The sequence below is a fragment of the Halobellus marinus genome, assembly GCF_032113415.1.
Lineage (GTDB): Archaea > Halobacteriota > Halobacteria > Halobacteriales > Haloferacaceae > Haloquadratum > Haloquadratum marinus.
In genome coordinates this window covers 2,741,598-2,755,259 of record NZ_CP134946.1, presented here as the reverse complement: position 1 = coordinate 2,755,259, position 13,662 = coordinate 2,741,598, and the positions used below count along the sequence as shown (strand labels likewise).

12 protein-coding genes are annotated in these 13,662 nt (G+C 66.8%); 6 read left to right on the top strand and 6 right to left on the bottom strand.

Annotated features, from left to right (window positions below; genetic code table 11):
- Positions 1–78: 78 nt before the first annotated feature.
- From RJT37_RS13610 to RJT37_RS13595, 4 genes are all read left to right on the top strand, one after another.
- The gene (locus RJT37_RS13610) at positions 79–570 is read left to right on the top strand and encodes a DUF7984 family protein (protein WP_313685274.1); all 492 of its coding nucleotides are present in this window, start codon (positions 79–81) and stop codon (positions 568–570) included.
- An 83-nt stretch (positions 571–653) separates the two neighbouring features.
- Positions 654–2,120, top strand: a complete 1,467-nt coding sequence (gene proS / locus RJT37_RS13605; RefSeq protein WP_313685273.1) for a proline--tRNA ligase — start codon at positions 654–656, stop codon at positions 2,118–2,120.
- Positions 2,121–2,210: 90 nt separating this feature from the next.
- Positions 2,211–3,026, top strand: coding sequence for a diadenylate cyclase (dacZ, locus tag RJT37_RS13600; RefSeq protein WP_313685271.1), 816 nt, complete (start codon positions 2,211–2,213; stop codon positions 3,024–3,026).
- A complete protein-coding gene (locus tag RJT37_RS13595; protein WP_313685269.1) occupies positions 3,026–3,877 on the top strand; it encodes a mechanosensitive ion channel domain-containing protein in 852 nt (283 codons plus the stop codon). Before dacZ ends, RJT37_RS13595 begins: the two co-directional genes overlap by 1 nt.
- Positions 3,878–3,910: 33 nt before the next feature.
- On the opposite strand, the gene RJT37_RS13590 is transcribed toward RJT37_RS13595, so the two are convergent.
- Positions 3,911–4,420 (bottom strand): acyltransferase, encoded by a 510-nt coding sequence (locus RJT37_RS13590; protein ID WP_313689973.1) that lies wholly within the window; start codon positions 4,418–4,420, stop codon positions 3,911–3,913.
- A gap of 186 nt (positions 4,421–4,606) precedes the next feature.
- The gene (gene purD, locus RJT37_RS13585; protein ID WP_313685267.1) at positions 4,607–5,905 is read right to left on the bottom strand and encodes a phosphoribosylamine--glycine ligase; all 1,299 of its coding nucleotides are present in this window, start codon (positions 5,903–5,905) and stop codon (positions 4,607–4,609) included.
- Between the two features lie 217 nt (positions 5,906–6,122).
- Between purD and RJT37_RS13580 the strand changes: the two genes are divergently transcribed.
- Positions 6,123–8,378 (top strand): thioredoxin domain-containing protein, encoded by a 2,256-nt coding sequence (locus RJT37_RS13580; RefSeq protein WP_313685265.1) that lies wholly within the window; start codon positions 6,123–6,125, stop codon positions 8,376–8,378.
- A 42-nt stretch (positions 8,379–8,420) separates the two neighbouring features.
- On the opposite strand, the gene RJT37_RS13575 is transcribed toward RJT37_RS13580, so the two are convergent.
- Both RJT37_RS13575 and RJT37_RS13570 read right to left on the bottom strand, forming a co-directional pair.
- Positions 8,421–9,140: a sensor domain-containing protein gene (locus RJT37_RS13575; RefSeq protein ID WP_313685264.1), complete on the bottom strand. Its 720-nt coding sequence runs from the start codon at positions 9,138–9,140 to the stop codon at positions 8,421–8,423.
- 203 nt (positions 9,141–9,343) lie between these two features.
- Positions 9,344–9,742 carry a thioredoxin family protein gene (locus RJT37_RS13570; protein WP_313685262.1) on the bottom strand — a complete coding sequence of 133 codons (399 nt, stop codon included), beginning with the start codon at positions 9,740–9,742 and terminating at the stop codon, positions 9,344–9,346.
- A 129-nt stretch (positions 9,743–9,871) separates the two neighbouring features.
- Between RJT37_RS13570 and RJT37_RS13565 the strand changes: the two genes are divergently transcribed.
- Positions 9,872–10,879, top strand: a complete 1,008-nt coding sequence (locus RJT37_RS13565) for a PLP-dependent cysteine synthase family protein (protein ID WP_313685260.1) — start codon at positions 9,872–9,874, stop codon at positions 10,877–10,879.
- Positions 10,880–10,908: 29 nt separating this feature from the next.
- Here the strand turns inward: RJT37_RS13565 and RJT37_RS13560 are convergent, their stop codons facing one another.
- Together RJT37_RS13560 and RJT37_RS13555 are read right to left on the bottom strand one after the other, a co-directional pair.
- Complete coding sequence (locus RJT37_RS13560) at positions 10,909–13,128, bottom strand: LUD domain-containing protein (RefSeq protein ID WP_313685258.1); 2,220 nt, start codon at positions 13,126–13,128, stop codon at positions 10,909–10,911.
- Positions 13,121–13,630: an LUD domain-containing protein gene (locus RJT37_RS13555; RefSeq protein ID WP_313685257.1), complete on the bottom strand. Its 510-nt coding sequence runs from the start codon at positions 13,628–13,630 to the stop codon at positions 13,121–13,123. The genes RJT37_RS13560 and RJT37_RS13555 overlap by 8 nt, the downstream gene beginning before the upstream one ends.
- Between the last annotated feature and the right edge of the window lie 32 nt (positions 13,631–13,662).

Genomic DNA, 13,662 nt, shown 5'->3' with positions numbered 1-13,662 from the left:
CCGCTTGCTTCGGGTTATATCCGCCGGCATATAAAAGCCTTCGCAAAGCCAAAACCCCTTCGCTGCTTCCGGGTGCGTATGAACGTCACGCCGGAACGCGTCGAGTCGGAGGCAAAGTGGGTCCGCGAGCGCGCCGGGACGGTCGTCCCGCTGATCAACGAGACCCGGCGGCGACTCGGGGAGGTTTTCGAGACGGACGTCGACGCCGTGTCCGAGGCGGGATACCACGAGGAGGTCGCAACCGTGTTCGCTGCGGGCGACGTCGCTGTCAACGCCGCCGCCTACGTCGGATTACTCCGCGAACTGGACGTCAGCGACGACTATCCCGGGTTCGTCGTCGACGAGATGCTGGGACGGGAACTCGCAGCCACCATCGCGGGCGGCGCGCCGCTGTCGCTCCTCGCGCAGGCGACGTTCCACTACGCGGACGTCACGACCAATTCGGCTGGTGGCGCCGGCGCCGACGATCTCGACGCCGCGCTGGCGGCGGGGTTCCAGACCAGGCTCCCCGGGTGGTCCTGGCAGGAGGCCGAGAGCCCCTTCGCGGTCGATCCGGCGGATCTGGAGTGATCGCCGGCCGGACCCCAATCCGCTCTTCGGCCGCGGCGGGCGGTTCAGGAGATTTAAGGCCGCCGTGGGGCTCGAAAGAGGTAATGAGCGACGACCAGGAACTCGGCATCACCGAGTCCAAAGAGTACAACACCGGGGAGTGGTACGCCGAGGTAGTCCAGAAGGCCGGGCTGGCGAACTACGCGCCCGAGGGGATGAGCGGCTTCATCGTCACACGGCCGCGGGCGTACGAACTGTGGGAGCGGGTGCAGGCGCACCTCGACGGCCTGTTCAAGGAGACAGGCGTGCAGAACGCCTACTTCCCGCTTTTCATCCCGGAGAGCTACCTCGAACGCGAGAAGGACATCGTCGAGGGGTTCGATCCCGAGGTCGCGTGGGTCGAACGCGCGGGCAATCAAGAACTGGAAGAGCGACTCGCCGTCCGTCCCACCTCCGAGTCGATCATCACCCCCTATATCTCCCAGTGGGTTCGCAGTCACCGCGACCTCCCGCTGCGGGTCAATCAGTGGGCCTCTGTGGTCCGCTGGGAAGCGACCGAGACCAAGCCGTTCTTCCGCACGAAGGAGTTCCTCTGGCAGGAGGGCCACACCGCACACGCCACCCGCGAGGACGCGTGGGCGGAGACGACCCGCCGACTCGACCAGTACGAGGCGACCTACGAGGACCTGCTCGCGATGCCGGTGCTCCGCGGTGCCAAGCCCGAACACGACAAGTTCCCCGGCGCGGACACGACGACGACCGTCGAGGCGCTGATGCCCGACGGCAAATCCGTCCAGGGGGCGACCTCCCACTACCTCGGCACGTCCTTCGCGGAGGCGTTCGACATCACCTACACCGACGAGGACGAGGAGACCCAGATGGCGCACACGACCTCGTGGGGGCTCTCCTGGCGGGCGCTGGGTGCGCTGATTATGACGCACTCGGACGATCAGGGGCTCGTGGTGCCGCCCGCGATCGCGCCCGAGCAGGTCGTCGTGGTCCCGATCTGGCAGGCCGATACCAAAGACGAGGTCCTCGAATACTCTGCGGACATCGCCGACGACCTCGAGGAGGCGGGTATCCGCGTCGAATTCGACGACCGCGACGAGCGCAACCCCGGATTCAAGTTCAACGAGTGGGAGCTGAAGGGCGTCCCGCTGCGGATCGAGATCGGTCCCAACGAGGCCGAGGAGGGGTCGGTCACGCTCGTCCACCGGCCGGACGGCGAGTCGACCGAAGCTGACCGCAACGACATCGCCGACACCGTCCAGTCGAATCTCGACGAGATCTACGCGAAACTGTACGCCGCCGCCGAGGAGAACCTCGCGGAGAACGTCCGCGAGGCAGACAGCCGCGCGGAGATCCTGGGGACGATCGGCCAGCACGGCGGCTACGTCAAGGCGCCGTGGTGCGGCGACGAGGCCTGCGAGGGCGAGATCAAAGACCAGATCGCCGCCGAGATCGTGATGGTGCCGCTGGACGACCCCGACGCCGAGATCCACGACGGCGAGGCGTGTGCGATCTGCGACGACGCCGCCGCCGAGACGGCGTACTTCGCGAAGTCGTACTGACTCTGCGACTCTCTCGACCGAGAATCGTCCGTCTGACGGCCGTGTGACGACTCCCAAACGCTTTACAGCACCCGGCGAGTACCGCTAGTAATGTCGGCGTTATCGGACCTCCTGGGAGATGTCGTGTCGGACGTAGACGGCGTGTTTCTGTTCTCGCCGAGCAGTTCCCACTACCAGCGGTTCGCTGACGCCGATCTCGACGCCGAGACGGTCGTCGTCGCCCCGGAGAACGCCGTCGACGCCGAGACGTACGTCGAACTCCCCCTGGAGTTCGACAACGTCAGAGACCGGATCAAGTTCGGCATCGAGGGCGCGTTCGAGCGCGGACTCGTCGAGGAGGGCCACGTCATCGTCTGTAGCGTCCGGATATTCGACGGCGATCCCGACAGCGTCGTCCGCGTTCGGGTCGACGAGTCGATGCAGTCGGGCATCTACGACCTCTTTTCGAACTCCCGGGCGGACCCCAGCGTCATCCGGGACGTCTTCGAGGTGGCGATCGAACTCGGCAAAAAGGGCCAGAAGGGCAAGCCCGTCGGCGCGCTGTTTGTCGTCGGCGACGCCGGGAAGGTGATGAACAAGTCCCGGCCGCTGTCGTACAACCCCTTCGAGAAGTCCCACGTCCACGTGGGCGATCCGATCGTGAACGTGATGCTCAAGGAGTTCTCGCGGCTGGACGGCGCGTTCGTGATCTCCGATTCCGGCAAGATTGTGAGCGCGTACCGCTACCTCGAACCCGGTGCCGAGGGCGTCGACATCCCCAAGGGCCTCGGCGCGCGGCACATGGCCGGCGCGGCGATTACCCGCGACACGAACGCGACGGCGATCGTGCTCTCCGAATCTGACGGCCTCGTCCGGGCGTTCAAGAGCGGCGAGATCATCCTGGAGATCGATCCGGAGGAGTACTGATGACTCGGAGTGAGTTCGCCCCGCCTGAGGCCAGCGGCGTGGACGCAGCCGTGGACGCCCCGCTGCAGTTGGATCCCTCGCCGTTCGTCGACATCTTCTCGGCGCTGCCCCGGCGGATCTGGGCGACGCTGCTCGTCGTGGTCGTCGGCATTCTGCTGGCGATCGTACTTGGCGCCTTCACGAAACGGGTGTTGGTCCGCCTCGGTGTTCCCGAAGCGATCGAGGGGACGGCCTTCGAGCGGACGGCCCGCGAGTTCGACACGTCGACAGTCGAGGTACTCGGAACCTTGGTCCGGTTTTTCATCCTCGGCGTCACCTTCTTGGCGGTGCTGTCGGTCGCCAACATCGCCGTCGCAGGCAGCTTCTGGGGGCGAGCAATCGAGTTCCTGCCGCAGTTGTTCTTCGCGATCGTGATCCTCATCGTCGGCATCGTCGTCGGCGATAAGGTTCAGCTCATCGTCGGCGAATGGCTCACCGGGATCAAGATCGCCCAGATCGGCGTCTTTCCGCGGCTCGCAAAGTTCACCGTGTTCTACGTGGCGGTGCTCATTGCACTGTCACAGCTCGGCGTCGCGACCCTCGCGCTTCTCGTTCTGCTTGCTGCGTACCTCTTTGCGGTGGTCTTCCTGACCGCTATTGCCCTCTCAGATCTGTTGAAATCGGGCGCCGCGGGATCGTATCTCCTGTTGAACCAGCCTTTTACGATCGGTGACGAGGTCCGCATCGGCGAGACGCGGGGAATCGTCCAGGAGGTGAACCTGTTCGTGACTCACGTCGAAAACGACGGCGAGGAGTTCATCGTCCCCAACAGCGTGGTCTTCGAGGACGGCGTCGTTCGGATTCGCGAGTAGTCAGAGGTCGCCGTCGTCCGGGTCCGCGAGTAATCAGGCATCAGAGTCGTCTGCCTCGTCGTCCCCGTCCGCATCACTGCCCATCGGCCGCGCTGGGACGCCGGCGACGGTGGTGTTCGGGGGAACGTCGCGGGTCACGAGTGAGTTCGCTGCCACCTCCGCGCCGTCGCCGATCCGGACGCCCGGCAGCAACACCGCTTTCGCGCCGATCATCGCGCCGTCGCCGACGACGACCTCGCCGGTCCGGTACTCGTCCTGCAGGAACTCGTGGCAGAGAATCACCGAATCGTAGCCGACGACGACCCCGTCGCCGAGCGTGATCAGTTCCGGCCAGAACACGTCCGGGGTCGCCTCGAGCCCCCACGAGACGCCCTCGCCGACAGTCACCCCCAGTCGTCGGAGCGCCCAACTGCGAACCCGGAGCGAGGGAGCGATCCGCGCGACCCACACCAGGAGGTAGTTGAGAACGACGCGCCACACCGGCTTCGCATCAGTCCAGTTGCGCAGAGAGTTTGCTACGTCGGGTGTCTGATAGTGCGTCAGGCGGTCGTGTCTGGGCTCCTCGTCATCGAACCCGTCTGTATCGGCCGGTCCGTCTGGAGTCTCGGCTCCGGGTTCGCCGCCTGCGCCGTCGTCTCTACCGTCGTCGTCGCTCACGACCGTCCCTAAGCCGCCGGGCACCAAAAGGTTCGCTCGTCTTCGGCTGCCGCGGACCTGGCCGGGAAGCCGTCAGTCACCGCGGAGTTCGTTCATATGGTCGATCCGCCGCTGGACCAGGTCCGCCTTCCCGACGTCGTGGCGGACGCGGAGCCCGTCGCCGGCGGCCGCGAGCGCGTCTTCGGCTTGCTCTTCTGCGGCCGCGATCGAGTCGGCCACGCCCACGACGGCAAATGAGCGCGAGGTCGTGGTGTAGAGGCCGTCCTCGCGCTCGTCGACGCTCGCGTAGAACAAGAGCGCGTCGCCGGCGCTCTCCTCGTCGACGGTGATCTTTGCACCGCTTTCGGGGTCCGTAGGGTAGCCGTCGGGAACGGCGTACTTGCAGACGGTAGCCTGTGCGGCGAAGTCAAGCTCCGGCAGCGACTCACCGTCGCGGGCGGCGGTCAGGACGTCGAGGAACGACGTTTCGAGCACCGGCAGGGTGTTCATCGCCTCGGGGTCGCCGAAGCGGGCGTTGAACTCGACGACCTTCGGGCCGTCGGCCGTGAGCATAAACTGACCGTAGAGGACGCCCTTGTACTCCGGCAGGGCGTCGACGGTCGCCTCCAGAATGTCGACCGCGTCGGCGTAATCGGCCGGGGTCATAAACGGCAGTTCGGGACTGGCGTCGCTGTAACTGCCCATCCCCCCGGTGTTCGGCCCCTGGTCGCCCTCGTAGGCGCGCTTGTGATCCTGGACCGCGGGCGTCGTGCGGACCTCGCCGTTGGCGACGAACGCCTGGACGGTGAACTCCTCACCGACGAGCCGTTCCTCTAAGACGACCCGGTCGTAGTCGTTCTCGCGGAGATACTCCTTTGCCTCCGCCGCAGTCACCTGATCGCCGATGACTTTCACGCCCTTCCCGCCCGTGAGGCCGGCGGGCTTGACCGCGAGGTCGCCGTCGTACTCGTCGATGTAGTCGCAGGCGGCCGCCATCTCGTCGAAGACGGCAAAGTCCGGACAGCCGGGGATCGACTCCGACTGCATAAACTCCCGCTGGAACGCCTTGTCCGTCTCGATGCGGGCGGCCTCCGCGCCGGGGCCGAACGTGTAGACGCCCGCCTCGTTGAGCGCGTCCGCGACGCCGACTTCCAGAGCCGCCTCCGGACCGACGATGGCGAGATCGGCGTCGACCTCCTCGGCGTAGCCGACGACCGCCTCGACGGCCGTCTCCTCGATGGTCTCGAAGCCCGCGGCGAGCGCCGCGATCCCGGGGTTGCGGTTGCTCGCACACGCGTACAGTTCACACGCCGAATTGTCCGTCAGCGCGCGGGCGATCGCGTGCTCGCGTCCGCCGCCGCCGACGAGAAGCACCGTCTCCGTGGTGGACATATCCGGAGGACGTGGGCACGCCGGCGTAAAGGTTGCTCTTCTGCGGCCGCGAAGTGCGCATCATCGTGCATTGTCCTCGTCTCAGCCACCGGGAGTCGATCGCCGGGATGGACCGTTTCAGCCACCGGGAGTCGAACGCCGGAATGGGCCGTTTCTGCCACCGGGAATCGATCGCCGGGGTCAACCGCTTTTTCCGCGCGGGCGACGTACGGGCGGTATGGACGATCCCCTTTCGCGGAACCGACTCGACGGGGAGGAGAGCCCGTACCTCCGGCAGCACGCCGACAACCCGGTGAACTGGCAGCCGTGGGACGAGGCGGCGCTGACTGCCGCGCAGGCGACAGACCGACCGATCTTCCTCTCGATCGGCTACTCTGCCTGCCACTGGTGTCACGTGATGGCCGACGAGAGCTTCGAGGACGAGGACGTCGCGGCAGTTCTCAACGATTCCTTCGTGCCGGTCAAGGTCGACCGCGAGGAGCGGCCCGACCTCGATAGCGTGTACCAGACGATCTGTCAACTCGTCACCGGCGGCGGCGGGTGGCCGCTGTCGGTGTGGCTCACGCCCGAGGGCAAGCCCTTCTACGTCGGTACGTACTTCCCGAAGACCGAGGATCCGCAGCGGGGGAACGTCCCCGGCTTTCTCGACATCTGCCGGTCGTTCGCCTCGTCGTGGGAGACAGACCGCGAGGAGATCGAAAACCGCGCCGAGCAGTGGACCGACGCGCTCCGCGACGAACTGGAGACGACGCCGTCGAGCGGAGCGGATTCCCAAGAGAGCCCCGGTGCGGGCGCAGGGGGGCCCGGAACAGGTGGCGGCAGCGAGGCAGCGGACGCCGACACACTCGGCGCGGTCGCGACGTCCGCACTCCGGGCGACCGACAGGGAGTACGGCGGGTTCGGCTCCGGCGGCCCGAAGTTCCCCCAACCGGGGCGGGTAGAAGCGCTGCTCCGCTCGCACGCGAAGACCGGAAGCGAAGACGCGCTGTCGGCGGCGACGACGACGCTCGATGCGATGGCCGGCGGCGGGATGTACGACCACGTCGGCGGCGGCTTCCACCGCTACGCCACCGACCGGGAGTGGACGGTGCCGCACTTCGAGAAGATGCTGTACGACAACGCCGAACTCCCGCGGGTGTACCTCTCGGCGTACCAACTCACCGGCGAGGAGACCTACGCGACGGTCGCCCGCGAGACGTTCGACTTCCTCCAGCGGGAATTCCGGCACGCTGAGGGCGGCTTCTTCAGCACCTTCGACGCCCAGAGCGACGGCGAGGAGGGGAAATTCTACGTCTGGACGCCGGAAGCGATCGACGCCGCGATCGACGACGAACGCACGGCCGAACTCGCACGCGAGCGGTTCGGCGTGACCGAGACGGGTAACTTCGAGGGGAAAACAGTCCTCACGATCGCCGCGTCGATCCCGGATCTGGCGGAACGGCACGATCTTTCCGAATCGGAAGTCGTAGACTCCCTCGCCAAAGCGCGGAGCGCGCTGTTCGAGGCCCGCGAGTCGCGCATAAGACCCGCGCGCGACGAGAAAATCCTCACGTCGTGGAACGGCCTCGCGATCGGCAGCCTCGCCCGCGGCGGGCTGGTGCTCGGCGACGACACCTACACCGAGCTTGCGGAAGATGCGCTCGCCTTCGTCCGCGAACACCTCTGGGACGGCGAGCGACTCGCCAGGCGCTACAAAGACGGCGACGTGAAGGGCGAGGGCTACCTCGACGACTACGCCTTCCTGGCCCGCGGTGCCTTCGAGTTGTATCAGACGACCGGCGACGTCTCACACCTGAAGTTCGCGCTCGATCTGGTGCGTGTCGTCGTCGAGGCGTTCTACGACGACGACGCGGAAACGCTGTATCTCACCGCAGCAGACGGCGAGACGCTCGTAACGCGGCCGCAGGAACTGACTGACCAATCGACGCCATCGAGTGCAGGGGTTGCGGCGTCGTTGCTTCTCGATCTCGACGCGTTCGCCCCCGACGAGGAGTTCGCGGAGATCGCCGGATCCGTCCTCGATACCCACGCCGACCGGATCCGCGGGCGCCCGCTCGAACACGTCTCGTTGGCACTCGCGGCGGACAAACGCGCCGGCGGCGGGTCGGAAATCGTCATCGCGAACGACGGAGAGGCCGATGGCTCCGGCGAAGGAGCGGCCGGCGGATCCGACGTGGAAGCCCCCGAGGCGGCCGTCGGGGTTCCGGCCTCGTTCCGCGAGTCGCTCGCGTCGACGTACCTCCCTGGCGTCGTGATCTCTCCGCGCCCAGCGACGGACGACGCACTCGACGGATGGCTCGACGCGCTCGACCTGGACGAGGCGCCACCGATCTGGAAGGGACGGGAGGCGCGTGACGGTGAATCCACTGTGTACGCCTGTGAGGGTCGTGCCTGCTCGCCGCCGGCGCACTCGCTGTCGGAGGCGCTTGCGTGGTTCGGCCGCTCCGCCGACGAACCTGGTGCGGCGGACTGATCGCGAAAGGGAAGGTGCCGGCAGGTGCGACAAATACCGCTCTCAGGGCCTATTCCCGACGCGCAGGAGTTTCGCCGTATAGAGCGCGTGGAAGCGAGCCAGAGCGTTCAGGAGATTCAGCGCGACGAACAGGAACACGACGCCGGCGGCAGCGACGGCGAGCGCCTGGGGGAGGGTCGTCACTACCCAGGAACCCACCGTGTACGCACCGCTCGGTGCACTGCCGAGGAAACTGATCGTTCCCGCCGGGGCGTCGTAGACGAACGGCGCCGCAAGCAGCGCGGCGCTGACGGACGCACTCGTGACGACGGCGACGAACGAGACGATGCCGAACACGAATTTCGCGAGGAGGAGAACCACGGCCGTCCACGTCGAGGGCGCGGTCACGAGCCGTTTGACGGCTGCGAGGAAGCCGTCTCCGGGCAATGCGATTCCCTCCCGAACGTCGAGATCGCGAAGGAACGCGGGGACCGCGGCCTCGACACCGACGAGCCGTCGCGCGAGGTGGGCCTCGAAGCCGGCGACGGCGGCCGCGGCCGCCAGCGTCCCCAGCAAGATCGGCAGACCGACCCAGGTGAGCAGGAGTCCGACGCCGATGGTCCCGCCCGTCAGAAGGCCGACGAAGTACGCGATACCGAGTGGGAACGCGAGGAGGAGATAGAGGAGGTTCTTGTACGTCTGTACACGGACCGGTGCGCCGAGAAGTCGACGGCCCAGTCCGCGGAGGGTCTCCGGGGAACCGGTCGTTTCAGCGGTGGACATCGCCACCCGTGAGTTCGTCGCCGGCGGTTGTTAATCAGTTGAAAGGTGAAACGGCAATTTAACTGACGCTCGCCGACGATCGAAACTTCACTGCACCCGCAGCGGGAGTGTCGCCCCCGACCGACCGGTTACGTTTACAGTCGTTCCGCGATTGTGTTTACAGTCGTTCCGCGATTGTGTTTACAGTCGTTCCGCGGTTACGTTTACAGTCGTTCCGCGAGGTAGACCGCGATCGGTACCCGTTCGTCCTCGACGTACCGGGCAACCTCCTCACCGTCGCGTTCGACGACGACGGTCGGAATCAGTTCGATGTCGTATTCGTCGACGAGCGGGCCGGTCTTGCTGCCGTCGTCTTCCTTCTCGACAGGATAGTGGTGGACGCGCTCGTCAGGAACGTCCGCTGCGTCGAGTGCGGCGCCGAAATCAGGCAGCTGGCCGCGGCAGTCGCCGCACCAGTCGCCGCCCCACACGCGGAAGACGAGTCCGTCCTCGCTCAGTGCCTCGACGGCATCTTCGTAGGACTCAGCGTCCCACGCGGGGTTCGGTCGCATCGTTTCGAGTCGCCCGCCCGTCGCGTCGCCTTCGCTGTCTGCTTCTGACATATCCAGCAGGTACGACGCCCGCGGGCGTAAAGCTCGCGGTGCGGTCGGTCGGGGAGCCGCGGTGGCGGGGACAGTGGAGCGTCGCCGCCGTCGTCACCGTCTTGTGTCCCTCCGTCGAAGAGTCGGACGATGCACGCGAACGTGTTGGAAGCCATCGGGTCGCCGCTGGTCCGCGTCGACTCCCCGGCAGGGGCGACGGTGGCGGCGAAGATCGAATCGAAGAATCCCGGCGGTTCCGCGAAGGATCGGCCGGCGCTCGCGATGGTCGAGCGCGCCGAGCGGGATGGAGAAATTTCACCGGACGATGCCCTCGTCGAACCGACGAGCGGGAACACCGGGATCGGCCTCGCGGTCGTCGCTGCGGCGAAGGGCTACGACCTCACGGTCGTGATGCCGGGCTCGAAGTCGCCCGAACGGCGCGAGATAATGAACGCCTACGGCGCCGACATCGAACTCGTCGACGGCGACATCTCGGCGGCGAAAGACCGGGCGGACGAACTTGAGGAAAAGGAAGGAATGGTGCAGCTCCGGCAGTTCGAGAACCCCGCAAACCCCGAGGCGCACTACCTGACGACCGGGCCGGAGATCCTCGAAGGGATCGGCGATCGGACCGTCGACGCGCTCGTGGCGGGCGTCGGCACCGGGGGGACGATCACCGGGATCGGCCGACGGCTCCGCGAGGAGTTTCCGGAGATGGATATCGTGGCCGTCGAGCCCGCGGACAACGCGGTCCTCTCCGGCGGCGAGCCCGGGATCGACGACTTCCAGGGGATGGGCCCGGGGTTCGTGAGCCCGAACCTCGACACGGATCTGATCGACGACGTCGAGACGGTCACCATCGACGCGGCCGAGGCGGAGTGCCGCCGACTCGCCCGCGAGGAGGGGATCCTCGTCGGGCAGTCCTCCGGTGCCTCGAACCTCGCCGCAAAGCGCGTCGCCGAGCGGATCGCTGACCCCGACGCAGCCGCCGAGTCCGAGCCTGGCTACGTCATCGATGGGCTCGGCGAGAGCGACGCGCAGGGAGAAAGCGAAGCAGCGGGCGACGACGCGGCCGGCACGAGCGATGACCCGCCGCTGGTCATCACAGTGTTCTGGGACAGCGGCGAGCGGTATATGTCGACGGGAATGTTCGATTGAAAGTACGGTAGCACAGCCGTCGGGCGCGGTCAGCCGTCGGGCGCGATCAGTTCGATCGGGTGCGTCGACGGCCGATCGAGGAGCGAATCCAGTTGCTCCAGACAGGAGGTCCCGGAGGCGACGACGGTCCGATCGCGGGCGACGTCGGATCGGAACCCCTCGGCTAAATCCTCGCCGACGGCCACGCTCAGGTCGTAGTACTCGGATTTGTACCCGAACGAGCCGGCCATCCCGCAGCACTCGGCATCTGAGGTGACCACGTCGTACCCCAGGCGATCGAGAACCGCCTCGGTGTGGCGTTCCAGGCCGAGCGTGCGCTGCTGACAGTGGCTGTGATACGCGACTCTCTCGCCGCCGTCGGCGCCGTCGGCCGATTCAGGGGCGGATAGTGCCGATAGCTCGCCATCGGCTTCGAGCAGGCCGTAGACGTACTCCACAACCTCATACGAGTTTCCGGCGAGTCGCTCGTAGTTCTCCCTCGGGAGCAGGCGCTCGTACTCCCGCTGGAACATCGCCAGATCGGAGGGTTCGATCACGACCACGTCGCGGTCGGCCTCGAGATACGGGTCCAGATCCGCGAAGGCCTCTCTGGCCTTCGACTCGGCGGTGGCGACCATTCCTTGTGAGAGCGGCGCCCGCCCCGAGGCGCCGACGTCGGGGACCACGACGTCGACGTTCAGCGCTTCGAGCGTTCGGACGGCGGCCTTCCCGCGTTCGACCTGTACGTGATTCGTGTACACGTCGGGGTAGAGCACGACACGCCGCACCGGATCGGAAACGGTCGAGTCGCGCGCCCGGAACCACGCGCGGAAGGTCTCCCGCTCGAAGGTCGGGAGGTCCCGGCGGCTGTCGACGCCGAGGAAGCGTTCCATCGCCGCCCGGACTGGGCCGGCGTCGGCGAGCCAGTTCGAGAGCGGCGCGGTCGCGCTCCCGAGTCGCGCGAGCGTCTCGAAGTTGCCGAACAGCCGCTTCTGGAGGTCGACGCCGCCGGGTTCGGCGTCAGGTGTGAGCCCCTCGACGGCGTCGAGCGCGAGGCCGACATCGGGGTTGATCCGGTCGCGGACGACTGTGTTGATCCACGGGATATCGATCTTCACCGGGCAGGCGTCGACACAGCGCGAGCAGCCGGTGCAGAGATCGTTGAACTCGCCGGCCGTGTCGAGTCCCTCGATCCCGGCCTCCCAGCCGGTAGCGATACCGCCGGAGTAGGTCTCCCCGCCGAAGGCGTGGCCGCCCACCTGCTGGAAGTTGGCGCAGACGTTCGAGCAGGCCGAACACCGGATGCAGTACAGCGTCTCGCGGAGGTCCTCGTCCTCGCGCATCGCCATCCGTCCGTTGTCGATCAACACCAGGTGGAACTCCCGGTCGTCGCTCCCCCCGGGGACTGCTGCCGCGCCGTCGTCGAAGTCGATTGTCGGCGAGTCAACCGGCGGCGTCAGGATGGAGATGTAGGAGGTGATGTCCTGCCCCGTGCCCGATCGGCCGATGAGTTCGACGAACGGCTGGAGGTCCTCGACGGTCGGGATGACCTTCTCGACGCCGGCGACCGCGATCTGTGTGTCCGTCGCAGCGATCGTCTTCCGCGCGTTGCCCTCGCTCGTGACGAGCGCCATCGTGCCGGTATCGGCGGTGACGAAGTTCGCGCCCGTCATTCCCACGTCGGCGTCCTCGATCAGTTCGCCAAGTTGCTCCCGGGCGAACATTGTGAGTTCCTCCGCCGTCTCCGGAGGGTCCGCCGGATCGAACTCCGCGGCGAACAACTCGGCGATCCCTTCCCGGGATTTGTGGATGGCGGGCGCGACAATGTGTGACGGTGCCTCGTCGGCCAGTTGTAGCACCCACTCGCCGAGATCCGTCTCGACGACGTCGAGGCCATCTTCCGCCAGCGCCTCGTTGACCTCGATCTCCTCGGAGGTCATCGACTTCGACTTCACGACCCGATCTGCGTCCTGTTCTGCGCAGACCTCGCGGATGTACCGGTTCGCGTCCGCCTCGTCGTCGGCGAGGTAGAGCGTGCCGCCGTTGTCCTCGACACTCTCGCGCAACTCCTCGATCAGCGACGGCAGGCGGTCGATCGCGTCCTCCTTGATCTCCCGGGCGCGGTCTTTGAGGCCGCTGTAGTCGTCGAGCGATTCCACCGAGTCGTACCGGCCTTGGTTGAACCCCTGTGTATTGCCTGCGACGGCCTCGCCCTCAGTGGTCAGAAGCCGGCGGATCTCCGCTGCCTTCGCCTTCCGTGCTTTACTCATCGAGCATCACCACGTGGACGGTTTTCGGCCCGTGGGCTCCGCGCACGAGCGCGCCCATATCGGCGGTCGCGCTCGGCCCCGTCGCGACGATCGCCGACCCCGTGGCGTCGTCGTTGCGAATCGTCTCGCCGAGCCACGCGAACGCCTCCGGCATCCCCTCAACGACGTCCGAGCGGTCGAGAACGGCCACGTGCCGGTCGACGAAGAGACTGGCCGGCTCCGACCCCCGGTCAGTCATCGGCAACACGACGCTGCCGTAGTCGGCGATCCCGATGCCTGCGACGGTGACTCCCGTCCGGGCCGCGCGGAGATCGTCGGTCGTCGGATCCGTTTCGATCCACTCCGGGAGCGCGACGTTCTGGTCCCCGAGCGACGTCCCGATCGTCGGGTCACTGCAGACATCCCGAAGTGTCGCGTCGAGTCCGTCGACGTCGGTGTACGTCCACTCGACGTCCAGCCGTTCGAGCGAATCCTCGAACGTCGCAAGCGTTCCCCTACTCATACGCGGTGGTTCGACCCTGCGGATATTGCTCT

Coding starts and splice junctions, on each gene's coding strand:
- RJT37_RS13610 (WP_313685274.1), top strand. CDS start 79: ATGAACGTCACGCCGGAACGCGTCGAGTCGGAGGCAAAGTGGGTCCGC.
- proS (WP_313685273.1), top strand. CDS start 654: ATGAGCGACGACCAGGAACTCGGCATCACCGAGTCCAAAGAGTACAAC.
- dacZ (WP_313685271.1), top strand. CDS start 2,211: ATGTCGGCGTTATCGGACCTCCTGGGAGATGTCGTGTCGGACGTAGAC.
- RJT37_RS13595 (WP_313685269.1), top strand. CDS start 3,026: ATGACTCGGAGTGAGTTCGCCCCGCCTGAGGCCAGCGGCGTGGACGCA.
- purD (WP_313685267.1), bottom strand. CDS start 5,905: ATGTCCACCACGGAGACGGTGCTTCTCGTCGGCGGCGGCGGACGCGAG.
- RJT37_RS13580 (WP_313685265.1), top strand. CDS start 6,123: ATGGACGATCCCCTTTCGCGGAACCGACTCGACGGGGAGGAGAGCCCG.
- RJT37_RS13575 (WP_313685264.1), bottom strand. CDS start 9,140: ATGTCCACCGCTGAAACGACCGGTTCCCCGGAGACCCTCCGCGGACTG.
- RJT37_RS13570 (WP_313685262.1), bottom strand. CDS start 9,742: ATGTCAGAAGCAGACAGCGAAGGCGACGCGACGGGCGGGCGACTCGAA.
- RJT37_RS13565 (WP_313685260.1), top strand. CDS start 9,872: ATGCACGCGAACGTGTTGGAAGCCATCGGGTCGCCGCTGGTCCGCGTC.
- RJT37_RS13560 (WP_313685258.1), bottom strand. CDS start 13,128: ATGAGTAAAGCACGGAAGGCGAAGGCAGCGGAGATCCGCCGGCTTCTG.
- RJT37_RS13555 (WP_313685257.1), bottom strand. CDS start 13,630: ATGAGTAGGGGAACGCTTGCGACGTTCGAGGATTCGCTCGAACGGCTG.